The organism is Actinoplanes sp. NPDC051537 (assembly GCF_055586105.1).
The window spans coordinates 108,344-133,439 of record NZ_JBVJIU010000016.1 but is presented as its reverse complement, the minus strand read 5'-3'; the positions used below and the strand labels follow the sequence as shown (position 1 = coordinate 133,439).

The window sequence follows — 25,096 nt, the reverse complement described above, 5'->3', positions numbered from 1 at the left end:
CGTCCCCACCCCCCCCCCCCTCCCCCCCCCCTTCCCCCCCCCCCTCCCCCCCCCACCCCCCCCCCCCCCCCCCCCCCGGCGCCGGATCACTTCAGAGCCCGATCGATGATCGCGGTGAGCGCCGCCTGCACGTGAGCGCCGCCGACGACCTTGAGAAGCACGCCGGCGAAGGTCACCGCCGCGAGCGTGCCGACGGCGTACTCCGCCGTATTCATGCCCGCGTCGCCGGCTTCGGTCCGCAGCCGGGCGAGGTTCGCGATCAGTTTGCGCACGTGGTTCTCCTTCGGTTGTGAGATGCCGACGGCCGACGACCGGCGGCGGGATCCGTGGCCCGCGAGCCACGGGAGTTCAGAAGCGGTCACAGCACGTCGCCGAGCACCGCGACCAGCACCGGGACGAGCCCGGCCAGCAGGAACGCCGGCAGGAAGCACAGGCCGAGCGGCAGCACGATCAGCACGCCGGCCCGCTGCGCCGCCGCCTCCGCCGCCACCGACCGGTCGGCGCGCAGGTCGTCGGCGAGCCGGGCGAGCGCTCCGGCCAGCGCGCCGCCGCTCGCGCTCGACCGGATCGCGGCCGCGACCAGGCGGTCGGCCCCGTCGATGCCGGCGAGGTGTTCCCAGGCCTCGGCCGGTTCCGCGCCGAGCCGTAGCGACCGGGCCGTTCGCCGCAGACGCTCGCCGAGCGGCCCTTGCAACGCCTCGGCCACCGCGGCCGCCGCGCGATCGGGCGGCGCACCCGCTCGCAACGCCGCCGCCAGCAGGTCGGCCCCGAGCGGAAGGTCGGCGACGGCCGCGAGCCGCTCCCGCCGTCGCGCGGCCGGTTCCTGTCGCCGCAGAACCCGCTCGACACCGACCCCGGCGGCCACGCCGACCGGGATGCCCCACCACGCCCCGATGAGCCCGGCCACCGCGAGCCCGGCAACCACCGCGACGGCGACCCGTGGCCCGCGCGACTCGCCCGCCGGTCGCAGCCGGTCGAGCCGCCGCCGGGCCCGTCCCCGCCACACCAGCGGCGCCAGGATCACCAGGGCCGCCGCCACCGCGAAGATCACGACGTCACCCCCAGCTCGGCGTCGCCCTCCCCGGGCGCGGCCGCGCAGGTCGCCCGCCGGCCGACGAGCGCGGCCAGGCAGCACGGCCGCACCACGACCCGGACCGGCCCGCCCTCCTTCATCAGCACCTCCAGCGCGCAGGGCCGGTCGACCCGCTCGGCCTGGAGCAGCCCCGCGCCCTCGGACTCGGCCCCGGTCATCGGGTCGTCCTCGCCAGTCGCTCGGCCCAGAGCAGGCCGGCGCTCTGCAGACCGGCCGCACCGATCGCACAGGCGGCGCCGAGCGGGGTGTGCAGCAGCACGCCGAGCGGATCGGCCCCGATCGCGTAGCCCAGCGCTATGCCGCCGACCGGAAGGGCCGCCAGCAGCATCGCCGTGGCCTGGGCGCCCGCCGCCTGCGCCGCCGCCGACGCGGCCGCCCGGTCGGCGGCCCGGGCGTCGGCCTCGATCCGCTCGACCAGGTCGGCCGCGGGTGCGCCGGTCTTCTCGGCCAGCCGCCACACCGACGCGGTCAGCTCGCCGATCCGCCCCGGCAGCAGCACGCTCCGGGACGGCGGCAGTCCGGCCCGCAGATCGGCCGCCAGCCCGCCCAGCCCCGCGACGGCGATCGCCCGCCGGGCGGACTCGTGCCGCCGAGCGCCCCGCCGGAGCAGCGCCCGCCCGGCGAGCGCGCCGTAGACGACCACGATGGCCGCCGCGACCGGACCGCCGACGACCAGACCGATGCCGGCCGCGCCCGCGATCACGGGCGCCACCGTCCCCCAGGACAACCGCCGCGACGGCCGGCGCAGCAGCCACGGGCGGCCCAGCACCGCCGCCGCGGCGACCAGGCAGCAAACCAGCACAACACTCATGCGGCCACCCGCCGCGGGAGGCACGAACACCGCAGCGCCCATCCGGTCACCCGCGGTGAGAGGCTCGGGCGCCGCGGCGCTCATGCGGCCACCCGTGGCGAGCGGCACGAGCACCGCGGCCACGCCGGCGCTCATACGGTCACCCCGGCCGGGGGCTCCAGCACCGCGGGCACGGCGACGCCGCGAACGGCCAGCAATCGGCCCAGCGCCGCGGCGGCGGGGCCGGCTCCGCGCGTACGCCGCCAGGCCGGAACCACCGTCGCCAGCCGCTGCTCCCCCGCCGGCAGCAGCACGCTCACCGATTCCAGCGCCCGGCCCCGCTCGGTGCGCCGCACGTGCAGCACCACCTGGAGGGCCGCCACCACCTGCGCGTGCAACGCCGCCCGCGGCAACCCGCCGAGCAGGCCGAGCGCTTCCAGCCGGGCCGGCACGTCGGTCGCCGTGTTGGCGTGCAGCGTCCCGGCGCCGCCGTCGTGGCCGGTGTTCAGCGCGCCGAGCAGGTCGACGATCTCGGCGCCCCGGCACTCCCCGACCACCAGGCGATCGGGCCGCATCCGAAGCGCCTGCCGGACGAGGTCGGTCAGGCCGATCGCGCCGACGCCCTCGACGTTGGCCGTACGCGCCTGCAACGCCACCACGTGCGGATGCACCGGCCGGAGCTCGGCCGCATCCTCGACCAGCACGATCCGCTCGGTCGGCGGCACGAGGCCGAGCAACGTGGACAGCAACGTGGTCTTCCCGCTGCCCGTGCCGCCGGTCACCAGGTAGGCCAGCCGCGCCGCCACGATCGCCGCCAGCACGGGCGCCACGGTCGGCGCGATCGTCCCGTGCTCGACCAACTCGCCCAGGCCGAACGGCCGCTGCCGGAACGTACGCAGCGACAGGCACGGCCCGTCGGCGGCGATCGGCGGCAGCACCGCGTGCAGCCGGGTGCCGTCGGGGAGGCGGGCGTCCGCGTACGGCTGACCGTCGTCGAGCCGCCGCCCGCAGGCCGCCGCGAGCCGTTGGGCCAGCCGCCGCACCTCGTCGTGATCGCGGAACACGACCGCCGCCCGCTCCAACCCGGCTCCCCGGTCGACCCAGACCGCCTTGCCGTTGACCAGCACGTCGGTCACGTCGGGATCGCCGAGCAGCGGCGCGAGCGGGCCGGCGCCGACCAGTTCGTCGTGCACGCGGCCGGCGATCCGCAGCACGGCCGTGTCGCCGAGCGCGCCCGTCTCCCGCCGCACGGCCCGGGCCACCGCGGCCGGCGTCGCCCGCACCCCGCCGACCGCGAACCGCTGCCGCACCTGGGTGGTGAGATCCCCGTACCCACTCATGCGGCCACCCCCGCCGGCACCAGCTGGCCGATCAGCGTGCGGCACAGCGCGGACAGTGGGCCCTTGCCGTTGGTGGCCGCAACGGCGCGGCCCAGCTCGATGGCCTCGCACAGGTCGGGCTCGGGGCGCAGCACGCCGGCCAGCGGCAGGTGCAGCACCTTGGCGATCTGCTCGGCCTTGAGACTGCCCGGCGCCGGGCCGCGCACCACCAGTTCGAGGTCGTCGCGGTGGGCCCGGACCGCCTGGACCACCTGGGCGGCGCCGGCCACGGCTCGCACCTCGGCCGGGACGATCAGCAGCGCCCGGTCGGCGGACTGGAGCGCGAGCACGGCGGCGTCGTCGAGCTGCCTCGGCAGGTCCGCGATGATCACGTCGCGGCCGTGGCGGCCGGCGTCGAGGGCGGCCGCCATCGCCTCGCCGGGCACGGCCGGCAACCCGTCCCGGTCGAACGACAGCAGCACGAGATCGCCGCGCTGCGGCAGGGAGCGCAGCAGCGTCGGCGGGTCGACCCGGCCGCCCGCCTCGGCCAGCTCGGGCCAGCGCAGGCCGCCCAGCTCCTCCCAGCCGAGCAGCAGGTCGAGGCCGCCGCCGAGCGGGTCGGCGTCGACCAGCAGGGTGCGGTGGCCGGCGTCGGCCGCGGTGACGGCGAGGCCGACGGCAAGGGTGCTCGCGCCCGCGCCGCCGCGACCCCCGATCACCGCGAGCGTGCGCGCGATCGGCAATCGCGCCCCGGGCGGCTCGGGTGGTCGCTCGGCGAAGCAGTCGACCAGCCAGGGCTCGCCCTTGGGCAGCAGGCAGACGTGCATCGGGCCGAGCCGTCGCACCGCGTCCTCGATGCCCGGTGGCCAGCCGTGCCGGCTCACGACGACCGTGCGGCGATGCCGCGGCAGCCGGGCGCGCAGCCACGCGACGACCTGGTCGGCGCCGAGCACGACCAGCGGGGCGGTCGCGATGAGGGATCGGGCCGCTTGCGCGTCGGCGGCCACGGTGACCTCGGTGCGGCCGGCGGCGGCGAGGCGCACGAGATCGTCGAGCAGGTGGGGGTCGGCGGTCACGACGAGGGGCAGGCGCGGGACGGACATCGTGGCTCTCCGAGGGGCTCCGGGCGGATGAGGCGGCCACCGTCCCGGAGGCGGCTCGTGCCCCGCAACACCCTGACCCGCCGGCTGTGGATAAGTCGCGGCCCTGTGGATAACTCCGTCCCGTTCGGTTGATCTGCTATAGACGACCCCTACGAATCACCCTCAAACGGACGCCAGGAGGAATGCGCGTGGGGGTGATTGGGTATGTTGATGCCGACCCGGGAACGATGGAGTTGGCATGGAAAGCTCGATCCAGCGCACGCTCGCCGACGATGGCACGGCAACGGTCCACGTGCGCGGAGAGATCGACTTCGCCAACCACGAAGAGCTGGCTCAATGCGTACGGGATGCCCTCGTCGCCTGGTCTCCACCCACCCTGCGGGTCGATGTCCGCGAGGGCTCATTCATCGATTCCACCGGTCTCGGCGCCCTGATCGAGGGTTACAAAGCGTCACTGGCGGCCGATGCCCGATTCATCGTCGTAAATCCGACAGTAGTGTTCCGCCGCGTCCTCGACGTCACCGGTTTGTCAGAACTCTTCGGACTCGCCGAGGCCGAGGTCGACGCCCCGATGAAAGCCACCGGCACATAGGGAACGACCCCCGTCGGGGGAGACGGGGGCCGTCCGAGGATTCGGCTCCGGGGGGGTCGAGCCGAATCGGCTCGGTGATCGCGGGGGGCGCAACCACCGAGGGTCATGTGATGGAAGCCGGTAGTGAGGCGCGACCGTTACAACGTGAATCCCGATCGCAACAGCACTAGCATGCCTCACGAAAGCCGCACCCGTCGAGTACCGATTGTGGCTCGGTGCGTACGTGCTGCCCGTCTGACCGATTTCACAGCGCGTCACCGTCCACCGACCGGCGCGCCGGGGCCGACGCCGGAGACCCACTTGCGGCTACACTTTCGGCCCGTGGGGCGCAGCGCCGCGTTTTTCGACCTCGACAAGACCGTCATCGCCAAGTCCAGTGCGCTGGCCTTCGGACGGCCTTTCTATCGCGACGGCCTGATCAGCCGCCGCGATGTCGTCAAATCCGCTTACGCACAGCTCATGTTTCGCCTCGGCGGCGCCGGCGACGAGCACGCCATGGCCCGCACGCGCGACTACCTGGCCGCGCTGACCAAGGGCTGGCGCGTCGAGCAGGTCCAGCAGATCGTCGCCGAGACACTTCAAGAGCTGATCAATCCGTACGTGTACGCCGAAGCCGCCACGCTGATCAGCGAGCATCAGGCGGCCGGCCGCGACGTCGTCCTGGTCTCGGCGTCGGGCGAGGAGATGGTCCGCCCGATCGGCGCCCTGCTCGGCATCACCGACGTGATCGCGACGAGGATGAGCATCGTCGACGGCCGTTACAGCGGCGAGATCGCGTTCTACGCGGCGGGTCCGCACAAGGTCGTCGGGGTGCGAAAGCTGGCCGACGAGCGCGGGTACGACCTGGCCCAGTGCTACGCCTACTCCGACTCGTCCAGCGATCTGCCGCTGCTGGAGGCGGTCGGCCATCCCAGCGCCGTGAACCCCGACCGCGCCCTGCGCCGGGCCGCGCTGGAAAACTCGTGGCCGATCCTCGAGTTCCGCAACCCGATCCCGGTCGGCCGCCGGGTGCGTCCCGCGGTGCCGGTCGCGGCGGCCCTGGGAGTCGGCGTCGGCGTCGGAATCGGGCTGGCAATCTACGCGCGACACCGCCGCTCGCGAGCGATCGCCTAGCACCCGCAAAAGCGCGCACCGACCACACCGGAACGTGCACCGGACCTGCGCAAAGAGTTAAGGTCTGGGTATTCACACCGCCAGTGAGCAGCGCGAATGGCTTTGGTCTGACTAATCTGAAACGCCAGGTTTGCCGGGCTGAAGGCCTGGCGATCAAGCGGTTGGCGGCGTAGAAAGAACTGGCGAGAGCTGCTAAGCAGGGCCTGGATCCAGGGATTACCTGGGGGGTCGGAAACGGCTTCAGATGGGCTGGACCAGGGGCCTCAACGGCGGCACTCGTGCACGGCCACCGGGAACCCACGCGCGATCAGCCACGGCAGGCACGTTGCGGCGGGACCTGGGCCAAGCGGCTTCGAGCCGGGCGGCTTCAGGACTGTCGACAACGACCCAGGTGCACGCTTGATAACCCGGTTTGGACGCGCAAAGCCGGCGCCCCTAAAGGGACGCCGGCTCTATTTCTGCCCTGTTCATGGGGCGATGGCGCGCGGAGCGACGGACGAGGGCCGCGGCGCGCTGGGCGACGGACGTGGGCCGCGGCGCGCTGGGCGACGGTCAAGCTGGCGCACATGACGACGGCGCGGGCTGATGACGTGAGGCCCGGGGCGATGGCGCCGGCGTGCGGGCGAAGGCTCTACCCAGCGCGCCGGGCGACGGCTTCCAGGTGGCGTGCGCGCAACTCCTGATAGACCGCGCGGAACAGCTTGGGCCGCGCGTGGAAGTCGACTCCCTGGGCCCACAGCTCGGTGTTGACCATCGAGCCGTCGTGGCGCTCGATCAGCACGGTCATGCCGCTCTCGATCTGCCACGGTCCTACTTTGTGGGTGGACTTGTGCAGGCGTACCTGGGCCACGTCCCCCCAGCGCATCGTTCGCGAGCGCAGCAGGCCGTGGATGCGCAGGCCCCGCGCGCCGACATAGGCGCCCATCTGCATGATGCGGTGCGCGCCCAGCACCCAGATCGCCGCCAGCGTGCAGAAGACCAGCTTGACGCCGTGGCCCGCGAGATCGAACTGGCGGATCGTGGCCCACGCCAAGAACGCCAGGGCGGCCGCCTCCCAGGCGATGACGAGCCAGCGACCGGGGCCGGGAGAATACGGCCGGGTCCAGGTTTCGTTCACCCGAGCGAGTATGGCAGCGCGCTCGAATGATCGGATCTGGTTCGACGCAATGACGGCGGAAGAACGGCCGAAGAATGACCGATCAGACCGCCGCCAGCACACCATCGCCGATGACGGTCAGCTCGTCGGCGGCCACGGTGACCGCGGCGGCGTAATGCCGGAGCCACGAACGGACGCCGTCCGGTGTTCCGGTGGCGTAGGCGCCCGCCGCCCCGACGTACTCGGGTTCGCGCCGGTGGTGACCGACCTCGACGGCGACCAGGCCACGCGGGTCGAAACCACGGCTGATCAGCGTGAGCCGGGCGGCGGCGCGGGCCACCACCCCGGACGGGCCGGCGAACGGACGCAGCGTGAGCAACTCGGCGTGCACCACGGCGGCCAGCAACAACGGCGGAGTGTCCGATTTGTCAGCGGCCGAGACCAGACCCGCCAACGCGTCGATGCGCGAAGCGCCTGTCACCAAACGGCCCAAATCCGACGAAGAGATCGACCCACGCCCGGCCAGCACGTGCAGCTTGGCCAGGACCTGGCGCGGCGCCCGGGGCCACAGGTCGACCAGCCCGCCGACCGACTCGGCGACCCGCAAGGCACCTTGCAGGACGGGATCGGTCACGGTCCCCCCGCGTACGTCCTCGAGGTCGTAAGCGTGACCCTCCAACGCCGCCGAAGCCACCGCCGCCCGCAGGGACGCCTCGGCCGCCACCTGACCGCCATGCCGGCGCAGGGCGCGGTGCCGCATCGCGGCGTCGACCCGCTCCCGGGCCGAGGCCAGGGCGGGAGCCACGTCGGCAAGATCGAGCAGCGGTGCGAGAGGATCCACCCGAACACCGTAGCCGGTACGACACGCGAAACTTGGGGTGCGCAAACCGGCTCGCAACTGGCAAGATTCGCGCAGTACCACGCAGCAACCGGTCATCCGGCGCGCGCACCGGGCCATCGGGCGCGCTACCCGATGCAACCCTCGCCGGGTCCAACCGGCCGAACTAATGTGCAACGAAGTAGACCAATGAAGAGGAGCCGCCCTCATGAGCGAGACGTTGGAGAACCTTTCCTCCGAGACGCGTAAGTTCCCGCCGCCGGAGCAGCTCGCGGCGGATGCCAACGTCAAGGCCGACGCGTATGAGGAGGCTTCGGCCGACCGTCTCGCCTACTGGGCGAAACAGGCCGAGCGGCTCTCCTGGGCGAAGAAGTGGGACCAGGTGCTCGACTGGTCCAACCCGCCGTTCGCGAAGTGGTTCATCGGCGGCGAGCTCAACATCGCGTACAACTGCGTGGATCGGCACGTCGAAGCGGGTCACGGCGACAAGGTCGCGATCCACTGGGAGGGCGAGCCGGGCGACACCCGCACCATCACGTACGCCGATCTCCTCAAGAGCGTCAGCCAGGCCGCCAACACGCTGACCGACCTCGGCGTCGGCGCCGGCGACCGGGTGGCGATCTACCTGCCGATGATCCCGGAGGCCGCGGTCGCGATGCTGGCCTGCGCCCGGATCGGCGCCACCCACAGCGTCGTCTTCGGCGGCTTCTCGGTGGACGCGCTCTCGACCCGCATCAAGGACGCCGACGCGAAGCTCGTGATCACGGCCGACGGCGGCTACCGGCGCGGCAAGCCGTCGGCGCTCAAGCCGACCGTCGACGAGGCCGTCGCGCTGTGCCCGAGCATCGAGAACGTGCTCGTGGTCCGCCGCACCGGGCAGGAGGTCGCCTGGGGCGAGAAGGACAAGTGGTGGCACGAGACCGTCGAGCAGGCGAGCCCGGAGCACGAGCCGCAGGCGTTCGACAGCGAGCATCCGCTGTTCATCCTCTACACCTCGGGCACGACCGGTAAGCCGAAGGGCATCCTGCACACCACCGGCGGCTACCTGACCCAGACCTCGTACACCCACAACGCCGTCTTCGACCTCAAGCCGGAGTCGGACGTCTACTGGTGCACCGCCGACATCGGCTGGGTGACCGGCCACTCGTACATCGTCTACGGCCCGCTCTCCAACGGCGCCACCCAGGTCATGTACGAGGGCACGCCGGACACCCCGGGCCGCGACCGATTCTGGCAGCTCGTCGACAAGTACAAGGTGTCGATCCTCTACACCGCTCCCACGCTGATCCGCACGATGATGAAGTGGGGCGACGACATCCCGGCCGGCTACGACCTGTCGTCGCTGCGGGTGCTGGGCAGCGTGGGCGAGCCGATCAACCCCGAGGCCTGGATGTGGTACCGGAAGAACATCGGACGCGACCGTACGCCGGTCGTCGACACCTGGTGGCAGACCGAGACCGGCTCGGTGATGATCTCGCCGCTGCCGGGCGTGACCGTGACCAAGCCGGGTTCCGCGATGACCGCGCTGCCGGGCATCACCGCCGACGTGGTCGACGACACCGCGCAGTCGGTGCCGAACGGCGGCGGCGGCTTCCTGGTGCTGCGCGACCCGTGGCCGTCGATGCTGCGCACGATCTGGGGCGACGACAAGCGGTTCATCGACACGTACTGGTCCCGGTTCGGCGCGGGCGCCGGCCAGGGTGACGAGTGGGTGTATTTCGCCGGTGACGGCGCCAAGAAGGACGAGGACGGCGCGATCTGGCTGCTCGGCCGCGTCGACGACGTCATGCTGATCTCCGGCCACAACATCTCCACCACCGAGGTGGAGTCGGCGCTGGTGTCGCATCCGTCGGTGGCCGAGGCCGCGGTCGTCGGCGCCACCGACCCGACGACGGGCCAGGCGATCGTGGCGTTCGTGATCCCGCGCGGCAACGTCGAGACCGAGGGCGACAAGGGCGAGCAGCTCAACGTCGCCCTGCGCAACCACGTGGCCAAGACGCTCGGCCCGATCGCCAAGCCGCGGCAGATCATGCTCGTGGCCGAGCTGCCCAAGACCCGCTCGGGCAAGATCATGCGCCGCCTGCTCAAGGACGTGGCCGAGAACCGGTCGCTCGGCGACGTGACCACGCTCCAGGACTCCGCGGTCATGGACCTCATCTCGAGCGGGATGAAGTCGTCCAAGTCCGAGGACTGACATATATCCGTGACGGCCGGCGGTCCCCTGAGGGCCGCCGGCCGTCGCGTGTTTCCGGCCCGCTCCATTAACTCGGACCGCGGCCTGACCTCCGGTGCCCAGGTGGCGGGGCTACATCTTCGCCAACAAAGCCGGGGCGATGTTATGGCCCGGACATATCACGTAACCATCACCTATCGATTTTGATCTAGGTCCCTTTACATCGCTGTCTTTGCATACGTTGACCTCCTGCTCCGAACCCCGGAGCGGCCAGACGCCGGCTGCGGCACCCAGCCAGCCGGTCACATATGCGGAGGTACGTAGTGCGCAAGGTGGTCGTGGGACTACTCGGCGCCGCGATGGTCACGAGTGTCGGGGCAGCGTTCCCGACCGTGGCATCGGCGGCTCCCCCGGCGGATCCGGCACCAGCGGCGAAAGCCGGAAGTGACGCCGCGCCGATCGACGATCTGCCCAACCCGCTCGAGGACAAGCGCCGCGCGCTGCGCGAGCAGGCGGTGTCCGATGTGGTCAGCGGCAAGGCCAAGGCGGAGTCCCGGAACGGCAGCACGGTGGTCAAGGTCGGCCGCACGCAGGGCGCGGGCGGTACCGGCCGCAGCCGCGGCAAGGACCAGTACGTCGAGCTCGCGCGGCAGCGCACGGACCGGATCTTCGTGATCCTGACCGAGTTCGGCGACGAGCGTGACTCCCGCTTCCCCGACCGGGACACCAACCCGGCGGTGCCCGGCCCGACGACGTTCTCCGGCCCGTTGCACAACCAGATCCCGGCGCCGGACCGCAGCAAGGACAACTCGACGGTCTGGCAGGCGGACTACTCGCCCGAGCACTACCGCCAGCTGTACTTCGGCAGCGGCAAGAACGTCGAGTCGCTGAAGACCTACTTCGACAGCCAGTCCTCGGGCCGGTACAGCGTCGACGGCGAGGTCACCGACTGGGTCAAGGTCAAGTACAACGAGGCCCGGTACGGCCGCTCGACCGACGACCCGAAGGACGCCAACGGCGACGACCCGAACGTCTGCTCCGGCCACGTCTGCAACGCGACCTGGGACCTGGTGCGCGACGCCGCCAACCAGTGGGTCGCCGACCAGGAGGCCGCGGGCCGGACGAAGGCGGAGATCACCGCCGACCTCAAGTCGTTCGACCAGTACGACCGCTACGACTTCGACGGCGACGGCAACTTCAACGAGCCGGACGGGTACCTCGACCACTTCCAGATCGTGCACGCCGGCGGTGACGAGGCCGACGGCGACCCGCAGCAGGGCGAGGACGCCATCTGGAGCCACCGCTGGTACGCCTACGGCACCGACATCGGCGCCACCGGCCCGAGCACCAACAAGCTGGGCGGCACCCAGATCGGCGACAGCGGCATCTGGATCGGTGACTACACGATCCAGCCCGAGAACGGCGGCCTGAGCGTCTTCACCCACGAGTACACCCACGACCTGGGCCTGCCGGACGACTACGACACCAGCGGCCTGGGCGACAACAACAACGAGTACTGGACGCTGATGGCGCAGAGCCGCCTCAACGCTTCGGGCGAGGCGCTCGGCACCCGCCCCGGCGACCTCGGCGCCTGGAACAAGCTCCAGCTCGGGTGGCTCAACTACGCCACGGTGGAGGCCGGCCAGAAGAAGATCGTGAACCTCGGCCCCGAGGAGTACAACTCCAAGAAGCCGCAGGCCGTAGTGGTGAACCTGCCCGACAAGCCGGTCACCTCCGACCTCGGCGCGCCGTACGCGGGCAGCAAACAGTACTTCTCCGGCAACGCCGACAACCTGGACAACTCCCTGACCAAGGAGCTGGACCTCACCGGCAGGACCACGGCGACGGCGACTCTCAAGGCCCGCTACAACATCGAGGAGGGGTATGACTACCTCTACTTCGAGGCCTCGACCGACGGCGGCGCCAACTGGACGCGGCTGAACGGCACGGTGGGTGGCAAGGCCTTCCCGACCGACGCCAGCACGGCTCCGGCGCTGAACGGCTCGACCGGCGGCAAGTGGCTGGACGTCGTGGTGCCGCTCGACGCGTACGCCGGTAAGAAGGTCGCCTTCCGCCTGCACTACCTCTCCGACGGCGGCACCAACACCGGTGGCTTCTTCGGCGACGACATCGCGGTCGCGGCCGACGGCGCCACGCTGGTCACCGACGGCGCCGAGGGCGACAGCGCCTTCACGCTGGACGGCTTCACCATCGTCGGCGCGACCGAGACCCACATGTTCCCGGGCTACTACATCGCCGGCAACCGCACCTACACGAACTACGACAAGTACCTGGCGACCGGCCCGTACAACTTCGGCTGGACCACCGCCAAGCCGGACTACGTGGAGCACTACAACTACCAGACCGGTCTGCTGATCTCGTACTGGGACACCTCGCAGGCCGACAACAACACCAACGAGCACCCGGGCTCGGGTCGCAACCTCTACGTCGACTCGCACCCGAAGCCGTTCAACAACGTCAACGGCGTGCCGTGGCGGTCGCGCGTCCAGGTCTACGACGCTCCGTTCGGCCTGTACCCGACCGACGGCATGCTGCTGCACGTCGACGGCAAGCTGTCGCCGGTGTGGCCGCAGCTGCCCAGCCCGCTCTTCAACGACAAGGGCAAGTACTTCTACGACGAGCTGCCGAACCACGGCGTCAAGCTGCCCGCGGTCGGCGTGAAGATCGGTGTCCTCAGCCAGAACGGCACCTCGATGACGGTCGCGGTCTCCTGACCACGACTTCGCACGACGACGCCCGGGGATCCTGCTCCCCGGGCGTCGCCCTTTCCGTCTCCGGGAACGTCGCGGTCGGTCGCGGCGTCCAACACCTCATGAGGTACGCGACTCCGGCCGCCGTCGCCGCCATGCTGCTGACGCTGGCGGCAGGATGCGGCCGGTCCCCTTCCACAACTACGACAAGTCCGTCATTGGCGATTTCGTCGCCGTCGGCCGCGGCATCACCATCGCCCTCCGCGGCATCGCCCTCTTCTGCGGCGGCAACTTCGACCGCGGCGTCACCGTCGTCCACCTCGGGGACTCTGCCGACGTTCACGCCGCCCACTGCTCCGCCGAACGACCCCACCGATCTGATCAAGCCGCGGACCTACATCGTGGGCACGGTGACGAAGGGCGGCACCGGCCCCTGTTACGGCCTGGAGACCGACGAGGGCAAGCAGTATGCCCTGCACTCGACGGCCGGAACCGAACTGACCAGAGGCGCGAGAATCAAGATCAAGACACAGGCCGCGCACGTACGGATAAATTGCGGTCCCGGGAAGCTGTTGGAGCTCCTCTCGGCCGAGCCCGTGCGTTGATCGAATTCCGGCTACTCTGTCCGCCGCGGAGCATTCACGGGGGTAGCTGGTGCGCAAGTCGTTCTCGGTCGTCGCGATCGCCGCGGCGACGTTGCTGGCCGGCTGCACGGTCGATCCGTCGACCGCTCCGCCCGACACCATCACGGCGCCGAGCCGGCCGGCCGTCGCGCCGTCGGAGACACCGCCGAATGCCGCGGCGCCGACCGATGGCCCGGCTGTCCCGACAGATCCAGCAGATCAGGCAAATCTGGTGGGTCAGGCGCCTCCGGTCGTCGCGCCGACCCGCACCCCGACCCGGCGGCCGGGGCCGGTCCCGCCCGCCAACCGGCCCGCCCCGCCGGTCGAAGCGGTCCGCACCGGCTGGATCACCGCCACCGTCACCCGCGGCGGCTCGGGGCCCTGCTTCGTTCTCCAGGCCACGGACGGCAAGGCGTACGCGGTCTATTCGGCCGCCTCGCTCAAGCTCACCGCCGGCGATCGCGTACGCGCCCGGATCACCCCCGGATCGACTCCGGTCTCCTGCGGCACCGGCCGTCCGGCCCGTCTGGAACACGTCCAACTCGCCGGTTGAGACGCCGGGGACGTTCCCGCTCGGCGCCACCGCCTAGTCTTGGTGCATGGTTGACGAGTCGTGTGTCCTGGTGGAGGGCCCCTGGACGCACCGTTTCGTCGGCGCGAACGGGAGCCGCTTCCACGTCGTCGAGGCCGGCGCCGGCCCGCTCGTGCTGTTCCTGCACGGCTTTCCCGAGTTCTGGTGGGCCTGGCACGACATCATGACCCGGGTGGCCGACGCCGGTTTCCGCGCGGTGGCGATCGATCTGCGCGGCTACGGCGCCAGCGACAAGCCCCCGCGCGGCTACGACGGCTACACGATGGCCGCCGACGTCACCGGCCTGATCCGTGCCCTCGGCGAGCGCTCCGCGATGATCGTCGGGGCCGGCGCCGGCGGCATGATCGGCTGGGCCGCGGCCGCCTTCCACCCCAAGCTGGTCAGCCGGCTCGTGGTGCTCGGCGCCGCGCACCCGCTGCGCCTGCGGGCCGCGCTCTTCGCCGACCCGCGCGGCCAGCTGAGCGCCTCCTCCGCGGTGCTGCGCTTCCAGGTCCCGCGCTACGAGCACGTCCTGACCCGCGACGACGCGGCCCTGGTCGGCGAGCTGATGACCGAGTGGACCGGTCCGACGTGGAGGGAGACGCCGGAGTTCGCCGACTACGTGGCCCGCTGCCGCGAGGCGATGCAGATCCCGCAGGCCGCGTTCTGCGCCCTCGAGGCGTACCGCTGGGTCGCCCGCAGCGCGCTGCGGCTCCAGGGCTACCGGTTCGTCAAGCTCATGCAGCACCCGCTGATCACGCCGACGCTCCAGCTGCACGGCGCGCTCGACACCGCCACCCTGCCGCGCACGGCCCAGGGCTCGGGCCGCTACGTGATCGCGCCCTACGAGTGGCGCCTGATCCCCGACGCCGGCCATTTCCTGCACCAGGAGGCGGCGGACGTGGTGACGGGCGAGGTCCTGCGGTGGCTCAAGACGCCGTAGTGTCTTGATCATGCCGCTGCTGTTCTCGTACGGAACCCTGCGCGACCCCGCCGTCCAGCGCGCCAACTTCGGCCGCGAGCTCGCCGGGCGCGACGACGGCATCGTGGGCTTCCGCCTCGAGCAGGTCGAGATCACCGACCCGCACGTGCTGGCCGTGAGCGGCGAGACCCATCACCCGATCCTGCGCGCGACCGGCAACGACTCGGACACGGTCGCCGGGGCCGTGCTCGAGCTCACCGACGACGACCTGCTGCGCGCCGACGAGTACGAAGTGGACGATTACCACCGCGTCGAGGCGAAGCTGACCTCCGGCGGCGTCGCCTGGGTCTACGTCGGCGACTAGATGCGTTGCTCGTGCAGGTCGGCGACCTCGTTGGCCGGCGCCCACGCCTGGTAGACGCCGAAGTCGAACTCCTCGAGCCCGAGCTGGCGCGCCACCGGGGCGCGGCCGCCCGTGTACTCGACCCGGAACCAGTTGTCGGCCTCGGCCAGCACCAGGAAGGGCGCGCCCCGCCAGGTGCAGGTCGTGCGGACGTAGACCAGCTCGTCGTACTCCTCGGGGCCCAGCACCCGGACGTAGCGGCCGGGTTTTACCTCGTCGAAGCCGTCGGCCGGCTGCGTTGTGTAGATCCGCACGTTGTCGCCGTCGGGAACCCCGTCGAACTCGCGGCCCTGCCACGTCACGACGTAGCCGTCGCGCATCACTGATCACCCACCCGGCGCCACTGCGGACCGTCGTTGTCGAAGATCGCGACCATGTGCTCGCTGCCGTCGGCGTCGATCCGCCAGAGCTGCGAGCCGTGCGGCAGCCGCACACTGTCCACCTTGAACTCGGCGATGACGTCGCGGCCCTCGCCCGGGGCGAAACCGTTGCCCCGGAAGGGCGCCCGCTCGATCACCCAGCCGTCCATCGCCTTCAGCGCCTGCTCGTTCTGGCCGCCGTAGGGGATCCGGTACAGGCTGGGGCGATAGGCGGGCCAGCGCAGCACGTACGCCTCCTTGGCGTCACCCTGATGCGGCGAGCCGCCGTAGGTGAGGCCCAGGGCGCCGAACAGCTCGGCCGGCGTGCGCAGGTGCTCGACCTCGGTCGCCCGGTGCACGAAGCCGGCGACCCGGTCGTACCCGCGCTCGAGGTAGAAGTCGACCTGATCGGGCGGCAACGTCTTCTGCATGACGGTGGCGTGCTGGGCGTCGTCGCTGGCCGGTTCCGGCGCGGGGACCGGAACGCCCGGCTCCTCGCCGTGCTCGGGGTCGAGACCGGCCTCGGCCGCCCAGCTGGCCAGCGCGATCACCTGCGGTCCCGGGTACTTCGCGCCGACCGGGCTGCCCGGGTTGACCGCGAACGACCAGGCCGGGTCGGGCCAGTTCCGGATGAGCTCGTAGAACCGGACGCTCACCGTGCGGGTCGGCTCGGCGAAATGCTCGGCGAGGCGGTCCTTGCTGGTGAAGACGACCAGGAAGCGCTCGCCGTCGGTGTCCTCGGTGCGGAACGCGAAGCCGGACTCGCCGGGCGCGCTGCCCGGCCGCGAGTGGTGCGCGACCGGCACGAGCACGGTGGCGAGCAGCAGGGTGGAGAGGAACTGGTCGGTGCTGTGCGCGTCGGCCGCGTCCAGCAGGTCGCGCTCGACGTCGTTGGCCGGGAAGAACGGCTCGCCCATGGCCTCGGCCGGAGGCGGCGACATCGACGGACCGGCCGGCCGCATGGGCGGCGGAACCGGGGCGGCCCCGCGCACCTCGAGCGGCGGCGGCGATGCGCCGAGCCGGGCCGGGCGGTCGCTGCCCGGCGCACCCGGGATGACCGGAGGGGCGAGACCCGGACGACCGGTCGCCGGAGCGACGGCCTGGGCCTCGGCGGTGGCGGCCCGCTCGGCCGGAGTCTTGAACGCCGGGAACGACGTCATCGGCGCCGGCTCGGTCCCCGCGGTCGACTGCCGACGAGGCAGCGGCGACCCGAAGCCGGGCACCGGCTGATCGGAGACGCGCTGAGCGGCCGCGGCCTGCGGCGAGGCCGGCCCCTGCGGGAAGCCACCCTCACCCGGCGGGAACCCACCACGGGCAGCCTGAGCCGGCGGGAACCCGCCGCGGGCGGCCTCGTCCGGCGGCGACTGGCGGCGGGGAAGCTCGGGCAGCGCCGGCGCGGCCGGTACCGCGGCCATGCGCGGGTCCTGCGGGTGCTCGGCCGACGGACCGCTCGAGAGGTGCTCGGGGACCGGCGGCGTGTTCGCCATCGGGGTGCGGACGGGCAGCCCGGAACGCGGGTCCGACATGGGGCCACGCGGGTCCTCGCCGGGCCAGCCGGTGGCGTCGCCCGGAACCGAGGGCGGGCGGTAGGCCGGCGGAACCGGCAGCGCGGCCGGAGCCGGCACCGTGGGACTGCCCCCACCGGGCCCGCCGGACGGCGCGGAACCGGGCCGGGGGAACCCGGCCGCGGACCCAGGCCCGGCAAACCCGGGACCGGACGCGGCCGCGGAACCAGGCCCGGCAAACCCGGGACCAGAAGCGGGCGCGGGACCAGGCCCGGCAAACCCGGGCGCGGAACCAGGCCCGGCAAACTCAGGACCGGACGCCGGCGCGGAACCGGGCCCGGCGAACCCGGGACCGGAGGCGGGCGCGGCGGAGGTGGGCGAGGCCGAATCGGGCGCGGCCGGGGTCGGGTTGCGCGACGGCAGGCCGCTCGGCATCACGGCGCCCGGCGTGCGGATCGGAAGGCCGCCGGGACCGATCTGCGGCGCGCCCGGGGCCTGCGGAGGCGGGCCGTAGGGCGGGGCCGACGCGGGACGAGCGGCCGCGGGCGGCGCCGAAGCGGGCCGGGCGGCCGCCGCCGGCGGGGCCGACGCCGGGCGGATGGGCGCGGGCGGGGCCGACGCCGGGCGAGCGGGGGCGGCCGGCGCCGAAGCGGGCGCCTGAGCCACCGGGGTCGCCTCGGGCTGCGGCTCGTCCGCGGCCGGGAACTGCGGCATGCGAGACGCCGCGGCGGCCTGCGCATAGCCGGCCGGAGCGCCGCTCAGGGAGGGCGCCGAGAAGGACGGCGCCGAGGGCGCGGCCGGCGGGGCACTGGTCGGCCGCGGGTAGGCGGCCGCGGCACCGGCCGGAACGCTTGCCGGCGGAGCACTGGTCGGCTGGGGGTACCCGGCCGCCGGTGAAGCACCGGACGGCTGCGGATACCCGGCGGGAACGCCCGCCGGCGGAGCGCTCGTCGGCTGCGGGTACCCGGCCACCGCGGCGGCCGGGAAACCGGCCGGCGGAGCGCCGGCGGGCTGCGGCTGGGGATAGCCCGCCGCGGCCGAGGCCGGGAACCCGGCCGGGTGGTGGGTTACCTCGTCCTTCTTCGCGACGGCCGCGTTGGCGGCCATCGCGGCGGAGTGCAGGTCTTGAATCCGGGCCGGGCCGACCGGCTTCTCGCGGCCAGGGCCACGCGTCGGCAACCTCAGGTCGCCGCGTGACAGCTGGGCCACGAACCAGGCCGGCAAGTAGCCCTCGATCGGCAGGCCGGGGTTGACCGCCAGCCACCACTCGAGGTTGGGCCAGGTATTTGCCAGCTCGGCATACGGCACCCGCCGCGCCGAACCGCTGTAGTCAGCCAGGCATGACTGCATGGCCGCCGGGGACGTGAATGCGAGGACGTGCGTGCGGCCGCCGGTGCTCCACGTGCCCCAACCGAGTGGCGACAGGCCCTGCAAGGCGTCAGCCGACACCGGCAGGAGCAGGTCAACACCGGCGAGAATGCGGAAGTACGACTCCTGGTCGTCCGTGCGCAACGCATCCCGCATCGCGACCTCGGCGTCCGTAGCCGGTTCCCACTCGGACACGTCCACCTCTCCCCACCGCGCGACGAGGCCATCTCAACGCGTACAACCTACAAGGTCAGGCGGCGATCACAATGGGCGGCGTTGTGCTGACGGTCAAGTCGTCGCCGATCGCCCCGTTTCGGTCGCGGGGCGCGATCAGCCAAGTACTGATGGTAGCCGTAACGGCCATTTGGACCAGTACGCGATCGGGGGACACCAAGGGCGCAAGAACGGACTAAACGGAAACGGCCGGCCCAGCCCCGAAGGCTGAACCGGCCGACTCGTCGCGTCGCGGGCGAGCGCTCACTGGAAGCGCGAGGTCGCCTGCTTCTCGGTCTGGATGTAGTCCTGGGTCGACTGGTCGACGGCGGACTTGATGTTCTGCAGGATCTGCGTGAGGTCCTGCGACGCGGCCTGCCACTTGGCCTGGCGAGCCGCGTACGCCTGCTGGGCGTCGCCGTCCCAGGTCTGCACCAGCGGGCCGGCGTCACGCGAGAGCTGGTCGAGCTGGCTCTGCATGGTGCTGATGGCCTTGCTGATGTCACCGCCGGCCTGCTGCAGCGCGCCGAAGTTGACGAGAAGCATTCCGTCACTCATGTCTACTGACTCTCCCCGTCTCGGCTCAGAGCGGCAGCGAGAAGCTGCCGCCGCTGTTGGAAAGCTTGCTGGCGGCGTCCGTGTCGGTCGTGTCGTAGCCGGTCGCCGACTGGCGGATCGACTCGGCCGTCTCCGACAGAGCCTGGTTGAGGCTCTTGAGGTCGGCCGCATACTGCGCCTTGACCTGTTCGAACGCCTGCGCGCCGAGGCCCTTCCAGGTGCTCTGGAGGCTCGACAGCTCGTTCATGAGCGTGCTCAGCATCTGCTGAAGCTGGTCGTTGACCGTGTCGAACTTCGCGGCGGTCTGCGCCATCACCGCGGATTCAGCTCGCGTCTGGGCCACCCCGGACGTCACCCCGCTTTCTTGTTCGTCGCCGAGCCACCGGCATCCCTTTTGGACAGGCCAATCGGCCCTCGGCGTATCGACGTAGGCCACCACGTTAACCCGGACACGCAAAGCGTGGGGGGCGGCCCGTGATCGGCCAACTACTGTTCTTCTATGTCGCCGACGGTAGCGACCCGGGTCAATCGGCGATAGCCCGAGATAGCAACCTGTGGATAACCTCGCACCCCCTACGGCGGCTCGGGGGGCCCTACGATAGGCCACGACGTGGCGGAATGCAGCCGGAGGGACGGGGAAACGGTGACGGTGGGCGTGGCTGGGGGCCGGGATTACCACGATCTGACCGGCGGGGCCAAGCTACCGAAGGTCAACACGCGTCCCGTACGGCACGGCCGCCTCCTCGGCATCCGAGCGAGTCAGTGGATCGGCACCCAGGTCGCCGCCGCGGCCCTGCTGATCGGCGCGGTCAACGGCGCGATCGGCCTGATCATCGGCGCCGTCGTCGCCTTCGTCGTGCTCGCGCTGACCTGGCTGCGGCTGCGCGGCCGCTGGATCTTCGAGTGGATCGGCGTCGCGATGCGCTACAGCGGCCGCCGGCACGCCGCCCCGGCCGGCCCGGCCACGCTCTCGCTGCTCGAGTTCGTCGCGCCCGGCTCGCACGTCGAGCAGACCGACGTGGCCGGCGACCCGGCCGCCGTGATCGTCGACGGCAACGGCCTCACCGCCGTGCTCGAGCTCGGCGACCCGGCCGGCCTGCTGGCCGAGGAGTCGATCACGCTGCCCTCGCCGGCCTCCCTGCTGCCGCCGGCCGGCCCCGAGCAGCCACCGGTGCTGATCCAGCTGCTGCTCAGCGGCGCGCCCGCGCCCTCGATCCGGGCCGGCGCGGGCACTCCGGCCAACTCCTACCGGCAGCTCACCGAGGGGCGCCTGCTCGGGCACAGCCGCGCGCTGCTGGCGGTGCGGGTGCTGCGGGCCGAGGGCTGGTCCGAGGACGAGCTCCGCCGGACGCTCTCCGGCCTGGTCCGCAAGATGACCCGGCGCCTCTCGACCGCGCCGGCCCGCCCGCTCGGCGAGGCCGCCGCGCTGCGGGTGCTGGCCGAGATCGCCCACGACGAGGGCGCCGCCTCGGCCCACGAGTCGTGGCCCGGCCTGCGCCTCGGCGGCCTGGCCCAGGCGACCTTCCAGCTGCGCCGCTGGCCCGACACCCGGATCGAGACGTCCCGCCGGCTGGTTCCCCGCATGCTCACGCTGCCGGCCGCGGCGACCACCGTGTCGCTGATCGCCGGGCCGCGCCCCGCGCACGGCGCCACCCCGATCGAGATGACCGTGCGGCTCGCCGCGCCCGACGCGGCCTCGCTCGGCGCCGCCACCCAGGCGCTGCGCAAGGTCGTGTCGGCCGAGCACGCGCACATCCGCCGGCTCGACGGCGAGCACCTGCGCGGCCTGGCCGCCACCCTGCCGCTCGGCGGCTCGCCGACCGGGGTGCCGGGCCTGCCGCCCGACATGCACCCGGCCGAGCGGTCCGACGGCATGATGCTGCCGGTCGGCACCTCGGGCCTGATGCTCGGCCGCAACCGGCACGGCAACCCGGTCGTGATCCGCCTGTTCCGCCCCGAGCAGACCCGCGCGCTGCTGGTCGGCGGCGTCCGCGCGGCCCAGCTGCTGTCGATGCGGGCGATGGCGCTCGGCGCCCGGGTCGTCGTCCAGACCGCCCGCCCGCAGGCCTGGGAGCCGTTCGTCCGCGGCGCGGCCGTCCCCGGCGAGGCGATCGCCGTGGTGCCGCCGGGCCGGGCCATCGAGATCGCCCCCGGCTCCGCCCTGCACCCGCTGCTGGTCGTCGTCGACGTCGGCCCGGTCGGCGCCGACAGCCGCCCCGGCGCCGGCTGGCAGGCCACGCTCGTGGTCCGCGACGACTTCGGGGCCGCCGACGTCGACGTGGCCTCCCGTGCCGATCTGCTCCTGCTCCAGCCGCTGCGGCCGGAGGAGGCCACACTGCTGGGCGGCGCGCTCGGCCTCGGCGAGGTGGCGCAGTGGATGACCCGCATCCGCCCCGACATGGTGGGCGTGGTCAACCGCCGGGCGGTCCGCTGGGCGGCGCTGGCCGAGACCCCGATCGAGGGCCAGCTGATCGGCACGCCGACGCGCTGATCAACAAGTCGCCCGAAGGGGCGACAAGGTTGGCATGATCGTGACACCATCCCGTGCCATGGGAATCCTCATCCGGCTGGTGATCACGGCCGTCTCGCTGTGGATCTCGACGCTCCTGATCAGCGGGATCACGGTCGAGACCGACTCCGTTCCGAAGAAGATCGGAACGCTGCTCGCCGTTGCGGTCATCTTCGGCATCGTCAACGCGGTGCTCCGGCCGATCATCAAGGTCGTCGGGTGCGGGCTGTACGTCCTGACGCTCGGCCTGATCGCGCTCGTCGTCAATGGCCTGCTCTTCCTGCTGACCAGCTGGATCGCCGACCAGCTCGACCTGCCGTTCCACGTCGACGGGTTCTGGAGCGCGGTCCTCGGCGCCCTGATCGTCGGCGTCGTGAGCTGGCTGCTGAACATGCTGGTCCCCGACGGCGACGACTGATCGCCCGAAGTTCCGCCGGCACACCGAGGGCCGCCCGCTCGAGACGACGCGGGCGGCCCTCGCGCCGCGTGAACGCCGCGTGAGCTGAGCCATATGCAAGGACCGTGGCGCGGGCGAACCCTTACCGTGTGGGCATGGGTGAGGAGCGGCGCGGGTATCTGTACGGCCTCGTGGCGTACGTGCTGTGGGGATTTTTCCCGATTTATTTCAAGCTGCTCCGGCCCGCCTCGCCGCTGGAGATCCTCGCCCACCGGGTGATCTGGTCGGTGCTCTTCGTCAGCCTGGTGCTGGCCGCCGCCCGCAACTGGCGGTTCCTGGCCCGGATCGTGCGCTCGCCCCGGCTCTTCGGCGGGATCGCCGTCGCCGCCGTGCTGATCGCGATCAACTGGGGCACCTACATCTACGGCGTCAACTCGTCGCGGGTCGTCGAGACGGCGCTGGGCTACTTCATCACCCCGCTGGTGCTGGTGCTGCTCGGCGTCACCGTGCAACGCGAGCGCCTGCGCCGCTGGCAGTGGATCGCCGTCGCGGTCGGCGCCGGAGCGGTCGTGGTGCTGACCGTCGACTACGGCCGCCTGCCCTACATCGCGCTGCTGCTGGCGGCCAGCTTCGGCTCCTACAGCCTGGTCAAGAAGCGGCTCCAGCTGCCGCCGGCCGAGGGCCTGTTCGTCGAGTCGGCCGTGCTGGCCGTCCCCGCCCTGGGCTACGTGGCCTGGCTGACCGCGGCCGGGCACGCCAAGTTCGGCCACGAGGGCGCCACCCACACCGTTCTCATGATCTTCGCCGGCGTCGCCACGGCGGTGCCGCTCCTGCTGTTCGCGGCGAGCGCCAACCGGGTGCCGATGGTCGGCATCGGCATCCTCCAGTACGTGGCGCCGATCATCCAGCTCGCCTGCGGCCTGTTCATCTACCACGAGCCGATGCCGCCGGCCCGGCTCGCCGGCTTCGGCCTGGTCTGGGTCGCGCTGGCCATCTTCACCGTGGACGCGCTGCGGCAGCGAAAGAACCCACGGACGGCGACCGGTCCGGCGGCCGCCACCGCCGAGCCGGTCGACGCCCTACCGACCCGCTGACCTGGAATCAGAAGGTCAGGGGACGTCGTAAGCGAGCATGACCGTGCCGTCGGCGCGGACGAGCTCGAGGCGGCTGATGTTGCCCTTGCCGAAGTGGGTGAAGCCCTGCATCGGGAACTCGCCGCCGGGAGTGGCGTCCCACGAGCCGATCTGCTCCTGCTCGTTGTCCCGGCCGTAGGCGATGAGCCGGAAGGTCGCCTTCTCCTTGGCCGCGTCGCTGTAGTCGCACTTGAGCTCGGCCTTGGTCCCGCCGGCCGTGGTGGTGAGCCGCAGCGTGGCGGCGACCGGCGAGGCCGCGTCGACCCGGGTCATCGCGACCGCGGGACCCGCCGGGGCGGCGCCGGGCGCCGACGTGTCCCGGGTCCAGGCGAGGACGCCGATGCCGATGAGCCCCACGAGGATCACCGCCGCCACGGTGCTCATCACCCGTACGCCCAAGTTCTTACGCCTTCGCCCCCGCCCCGCGGAGGGCGCCGCCATGTCTCGCAGCGAGGCGCCCGGGTGATCGGCGGTCAGCGACGGGTCGAGGAGCTTCGCGAACTCCTTGGCGTCCAGCCGGGACAGCAGGTCGGGCAGCGTCGAGATGTCGGCGACCGCCTCGCGGCAGAACGAGCAGGTGGCCAGGTGCCGCTCGTAGGCGGCGCGCTCGGCCGGGGAGAGGGCGCCCAACACGTACGCGCCGTCATCATGCTCGTGCTCGCAGTGCACCCCCGTCACCACCCTCCGCTGACCTCCCGCGTGCACCCTGTCTTACGGGGCTGAGCGGCGTGAGGTTCAACGGAGCTTTAGACACGCTGGTCAGGCGGTGGCGGACTCCCCGGCGGACAGGGCCTCGGCCACGTTGCGCGCGGCCGCGGTCAGCTTGGCCCGCACGACGCGCGCCGAAGTGAGCATTTCCGCGGCCGGCAGCGAGCACGCGAGCACCAGCCGGCGCTCGATGTCACGGTCGGCCACCACCAGCACGGCGGCGCAGGCCAGGCCCTGCCGGAACTGGCCCATCTCGATCTGCATCCCGCGCCGCTCGCCCGCCGCCAGGTCGGCCTCGAGCGCGTCGGACGTGATCAGCGTGGCCGGCGTGAACTGGCGCATGCCGTAGTCGCGCAGGTACCGCGCCCGCTGGTCGGGGGTCAGCGTGGCCAGCAGCGCCTTGCCCAGCGCCGTGGCGTGGCCGCCCTCGTCGAAGCCGGGCGCCATGTCGTCGACGAACGGCGAACGGGCGCCCTCGGCCGAGGCGGTCACCGCGATCCGGCCGCCGACGAAGCGGCCGAGATAGTGGGTGTACCCGGTGTCGAGGGCGGCACGGCGCAGCGCCTCGCCGACCGCGGGCGGCCCGCGGAACGCCGAGACGAGCTCGCGGTACCGATCGGCGATCTCCAGACCGACGATGTACGTGCCGTCCTCTCGGCGGATCACGTAGCCCTCGTAGGCCAGGGTGCGCACGAGGTGGTAGGTCGTGGCCACGGTCAACTCGCACCGTCGCGCTATCTGCTTCACGGTGAGTCCGCGCGGGGCCCGGCCGACCGACTCGAGGACGCGCAACGCGCGTGACACGCTCCGAATCAGATCGGACGGCTCCGCCAGGGGGTCGCGCACAGCTACCTCCGACGCCAGGGACTTACACCATATGAATAATCTTCCGCCGACGGAATGCCAAAAGCCATGTGGATCACGATCGATTTGCACGAGGCGTGTGGTCATTTGCACTCAACGCGCTCGGATGCATTCTGCGGGCTTAGTCTGCGACGG

25 protein-coding genes are annotated in these 25,096 nt (G+C 72.1%); 11 read left to right on the top strand and 14 right to left on the bottom strand.

Annotated elements, in window-relative coordinates; all coding sequences use genetic code 11:
• Window positions 1–86 precede the first annotated feature (86 nt).
• From ACZ6TB_RS34560 to ssd, 6 genes are all read right to left on the bottom strand, one after another.
• On the bottom strand, window positions 87–272 hold the full coding sequence (locus ACZ6TB_RS34560) for a DUF4244 domain-containing protein (protein WP_465561713.1): 186 nt from the start codon (window positions 270–272) through the stop codon (window positions 87–89).
• A gap of 86 nt (window positions 273–358) precedes the next feature.
• A complete protein-coding gene (locus ACZ6TB_RS34555; protein ID WP_465561955.1) occupies window positions 359–1,048 on the bottom strand; it encodes a type II secretion system F family protein in 690 nt (229 codons plus the stop codon).
• A complete protein-coding gene (locus tag ACZ6TB_RS34550; protein WP_465561712.1) occupies window positions 1,048–1,251 on the bottom strand; it encodes a hypothetical protein in 204 nt (67 codons plus the stop codon). Before ACZ6TB_RS34550 ends, ACZ6TB_RS34555 begins: the two co-directional genes overlap by 1 nt.
• Window positions 1,248–2,039, bottom strand: a complete 792-nt coding sequence (locus ACZ6TB_RS34545) for a hypothetical protein (RefSeq protein ID WP_465561710.1) — start codon at window positions 2,037–2,039, stop codon at window positions 1,248–1,250. The genes ACZ6TB_RS34550 and ACZ6TB_RS34545 overlap by 4 nt, the downstream gene beginning before the upstream one ends.
• The gene (locus ACZ6TB_RS34540; protein ID WP_465561708.1) at window positions 2,036–3,223 is read right to left on the bottom strand and encodes a TadA family conjugal transfer-associated ATPase; all 1,188 of its coding nucleotides are present in this window, start codon (window positions 3,221–3,223) and stop codon (window positions 2,036–2,038) included. Before ACZ6TB_RS34540 ends, ACZ6TB_RS34545 begins: the two co-directional genes overlap by 4 nt.
• Window positions 3,220–4,305, bottom strand: coding sequence for a septum site-determining protein Ssd (gene ssd / locus ACZ6TB_RS34535; protein WP_465561707.1), 1,086 nt, complete (start codon window positions 4,303–4,305; stop codon window positions 3,220–3,222). Before ssd ends, ACZ6TB_RS34540 begins: the two co-directional genes overlap by 4 nt.
• Before the next feature lie 238 nt (window positions 4,306–4,543).
• Between ssd and ACZ6TB_RS34530 the strand changes: the two genes are divergently transcribed.
• Entirely contained in the window at window positions 4,544–4,897 is a 354-nt protein-coding gene (locus ACZ6TB_RS34530; protein ID WP_465561706.1) for an STAS domain-containing protein, read from the top strand.
• 321 nt (window positions 4,898–5,218) lie between these two features.
• On the top strand, window positions 5,219–6,010 hold the full coding sequence (locus ACZ6TB_RS34525; RefSeq protein WP_465561704.1) for an HAD family hydrolase: 792 nt from the start codon (window positions 5,219–5,221) through the stop codon (window positions 6,008–6,010).
• Window positions 6,011–6,641: 631 nt separating this feature from the next.
• On the opposite strand, the gene ACZ6TB_RS34520 is transcribed toward ACZ6TB_RS34525, so the two are convergent.
• Together ACZ6TB_RS34520 and ACZ6TB_RS34515 are read right to left on the bottom strand one after the other, a co-directional pair.
• On the bottom strand, window positions 6,642–7,127 hold the full coding sequence (locus tag ACZ6TB_RS34520) for a PH domain-containing protein (protein WP_465561703.1): 486 nt from the start codon (window positions 7,125–7,127) through the stop codon (window positions 6,642–6,644).
• 82 nt (window positions 7,128–7,209) lie between these two features.
• Window positions 7,210–7,947 (bottom strand): Fic family protein, encoded by a 738-nt coding sequence (locus ACZ6TB_RS34515; protein WP_465561701.1) that lies wholly within the window; start codon window positions 7,945–7,947, stop codon window positions 7,210–7,212.
• Between the two features lie 205 nt (window positions 7,948–8,152).
• Here ACZ6TB_RS34515 and acs point away from each other — a divergent pair, with 205 nt between their 5' ends.
• The 6 genes from acs to ACZ6TB_RS34485 all read left to right on the top strand — a co-directional run bounded on the left by acs (window position 8,153) and on the right by ACZ6TB_RS34485 (window position 15,308).
• A complete protein-coding gene (gene acs / locus ACZ6TB_RS34510) occupies window positions 8,153–10,138 on the top strand; it encodes an acetate--CoA ligase (RefSeq protein WP_465561699.1) in 1,986 nt (661 codons plus the stop codon).
• Window positions 10,139–10,455: 317 nt separating this feature from the next.
• Complete coding sequence (locus ACZ6TB_RS34505) at window positions 10,456–12,852, top strand: immune inhibitor A domain-containing protein (protein ID WP_465561953.1); 2,397 nt, start codon at window positions 10,456–10,458, stop codon at window positions 12,850–12,852.
• Window positions 12,853–12,983: 131 nt separating this feature from the next.
• Entirely contained in the window at window positions 12,984–13,433 is a 450-nt protein-coding gene (locus ACZ6TB_RS34500) for a hypothetical protein (protein WP_465561697.1), read from the top strand.
• 49 nt (window positions 13,434–13,482) lie between these two features.
• On the top strand, window positions 13,483–14,004 hold the full coding sequence (locus ACZ6TB_RS34495) for a hypothetical protein (protein WP_465561696.1): 522 nt from the start codon (window positions 13,483–13,485) through the stop codon (window positions 14,002–14,004).
• Between the two features lie 46 nt (window positions 14,005–14,050).
• Window positions 14,051–14,965 (top strand): alpha/beta fold hydrolase, encoded by a 915-nt coding sequence (locus ACZ6TB_RS34490; protein WP_465561694.1) that lies wholly within the window; start codon window positions 14,051–14,053, stop codon window positions 14,963–14,965.
• A 10-nt stretch (window positions 14,966–14,975) separates the two neighbouring features.
• Entirely contained in the window at window positions 14,976–15,308 is a 333-nt protein-coding gene (locus ACZ6TB_RS34485) for a gamma-glutamylcyclotransferase family protein (RefSeq protein WP_465561692.1), read from the top strand.
• Here ACZ6TB_RS34485 and ACZ6TB_RS34480 read toward each other — a convergent pair.
• The 4 genes from ACZ6TB_RS34480 to ACZ6TB_RS34465 all read right to left on the bottom strand — a co-directional run bounded on the left by ACZ6TB_RS34480 (window position 15,305) and on the right by ACZ6TB_RS34465 (window position 19,693).
• Entirely contained in the window at window positions 15,305–15,667 is a 363-nt protein-coding gene (locus ACZ6TB_RS34480) for a hypothetical protein (RefSeq protein ID WP_465561690.1), read from the bottom strand. The two genes, ACZ6TB_RS34485 and ACZ6TB_RS34480, sit on opposite strands and share 4 nt — an antisense overlap.
• Window positions 15,667–18,774: an SseB family protein gene (locus tag ACZ6TB_RS34475; protein WP_465561688.1), complete on the bottom strand. Its 3,108-nt coding sequence runs from the start codon at window positions 18,772–18,774 to the stop codon at window positions 15,667–15,669. Before ACZ6TB_RS34475 ends, ACZ6TB_RS34480 begins: the two co-directional genes overlap by 1 nt.
• 282 nt (window positions 18,775–19,056) lie before the next feature.
• A complete protein-coding gene (locus tag ACZ6TB_RS34470; protein WP_465561686.1) occupies window positions 19,057–19,350 on the bottom strand; it encodes a WXG100 family type VII secretion target in 294 nt (97 codons plus the stop codon).
• Window positions 19,351–19,375: 25 nt separating this feature from the next.
• Complete coding sequence (locus ACZ6TB_RS34465) at window positions 19,376–19,693, bottom strand: WXG100 family type VII secretion target (RefSeq protein WP_465561951.1); 318 nt, start codon at window positions 19,691–19,693, stop codon at window positions 19,376–19,378.
• 300 nt (window positions 19,694–19,993) lie between these two features.
• Between ACZ6TB_RS34465 and eccE the strand changes: the two genes are divergently transcribed.
• From eccE to rarD, 3 genes are all read left to right on the top strand, one after another.
• Window positions 19,994–21,841: a type VII secretion protein EccE gene (eccE, locus tag ACZ6TB_RS34460; protein ID WP_465561684.1), complete on the top strand. Its 1,848-nt coding sequence runs from the start codon at window positions 19,994–19,996 to the stop codon at window positions 21,839–21,841.
• A gap of 58 nt (window positions 21,842–21,899) precedes the next feature.
• Window positions 21,900–22,277 carry a phage holin family protein gene (locus tag ACZ6TB_RS34455; RefSeq protein ID WP_465561682.1) on the top strand — a complete coding sequence of 126 codons (378 nt, stop codon included), beginning with the start codon at window positions 21,900–21,902 and terminating at the stop codon, window positions 22,275–22,277.
• A 134-nt stretch (window positions 22,278–22,411) separates the two neighbouring features.
• The gene (gene rarD / locus ACZ6TB_RS34450; RefSeq protein WP_465561681.1) at window positions 22,412–23,350 is read left to right on the top strand and encodes an EamA family transporter RarD; all 939 of its coding nucleotides are present in this window, start codon (window positions 22,412–22,414) and stop codon (window positions 23,348–23,350) included.
• A gap of 15 nt (window positions 23,351–23,365) precedes the next feature.
• Here rarD and ACZ6TB_RS34445 read toward each other — a convergent pair whose 3' ends face one another.
• Window positions 23,366–24,067 carry a zf-HC2 domain-containing protein gene (locus tag ACZ6TB_RS34445; RefSeq protein ID WP_465561679.1) on the bottom strand — a complete coding sequence of 234 codons (702 nt, stop codon included), beginning with the start codon at window positions 24,065–24,067 and terminating at the stop codon, window positions 23,366–23,368.
• Between the two features lie 81 nt (window positions 24,068–24,148).
• Window positions 24,149–24,943, bottom strand: coding sequence for an IclR family transcriptional regulator (locus ACZ6TB_RS34440; RefSeq protein ID WP_465561677.1), 795 nt, complete (start codon window positions 24,941–24,943; stop codon window positions 24,149–24,151).
• Between the last annotated feature and the right edge of the window lie 153 nt (window positions 24,944–25,096).

What these genes read in the sequence shown, in the direction of transcription:
- ACZ6TB_RS34550 (WP_465561712.1), bottom strand. Translation starts at nt 1,251, where the DNA reads ATGACCGGGGCCGAGTCCGAGGGCGCGGGGCTGCTCCAGGCCGAGCGG.
- ACZ6TB_RS34545 (WP_465561710.1), bottom strand. Translation starts at nt 2,039, where the DNA reads ATGAGCGCCGGCGTGGCCGCGGTGCTCGTGCCGCTCGCCACGGGTGGC.
- ACZ6TB_RS34540 (WP_465561708.1), bottom strand. Translation starts at nt 3,223, where the DNA reads ATGAGTGGGTACGGGGATCTCACCACCCAGGTGCGGCAGCGGTTCGCG.
- ssd (WP_465561707.1), bottom strand. Translation starts at nt 4,305, where the DNA reads ATGTCCGTCCCGCGCCTGCCCCTCGTCGTGACCGCCGACCCCCACCTG.
- ACZ6TB_RS34530 (WP_465561706.1), top strand. Translation starts at nt 4,544, where the DNA reads ATGGAAAGCTCGATCCAGCGCACGCTCGCCGACGATGGCACGGCAACG.
- acs (WP_465561699.1), top strand. Translation starts at nt 8,153, where the DNA reads ATGAGCGAGACGTTGGAGAACCTTTCCTCCGAGACGCGTAAGTTCCCG.
- ACZ6TB_RS34500 (WP_465561697.1), top strand. Translation starts at nt 12,984, where the DNA reads ATGCTGCTGACGCTGGCGGCAGGATGCGGCCGGTCCCCTTCCACAACT.
- ACZ6TB_RS34490 (WP_465561694.1), top strand. Translation starts at nt 14,051, where the DNA reads ATGGTTGACGAGTCGTGTGTCCTGGTGGAGGGCCCCTGGACGCACCGT.
- ACZ6TB_RS34485 (WP_465561692.1), top strand. Translation starts at nt 14,976, where the DNA reads ATGCCGCTGCTGTTCTCGTACGGAACCCTGCGCGACCCCGCCGTCCAG.
- ACZ6TB_RS34480 (WP_465561690.1), bottom strand. Translation starts at nt 15,667, where the DNA reads ATGCGCGACGGCTACGTCGTGACGTGGCAGGGCCGCGAGTTCGACGGG.
- ACZ6TB_RS34470 (WP_465561686.1), bottom strand. Translation starts at nt 19,350, where the DNA reads ATGAGTGACGGAATGCTTCTCGTCAACTTCGGCGCGCTGCAGCAGGCC.
- ACZ6TB_RS34455 (WP_465561682.1), top strand. Translation starts at nt 21,900, where the DNA reads ATGGGAATCCTCATCCGGCTGGTGATCACGGCCGTCTCGCTGTGGATC.
- rarD (WP_465561681.1), top strand. Translation starts at nt 22,412, where the DNA reads ATGGGTGAGGAGCGGCGCGGGTATCTGTACGGCCTCGTGGCGTACGTG.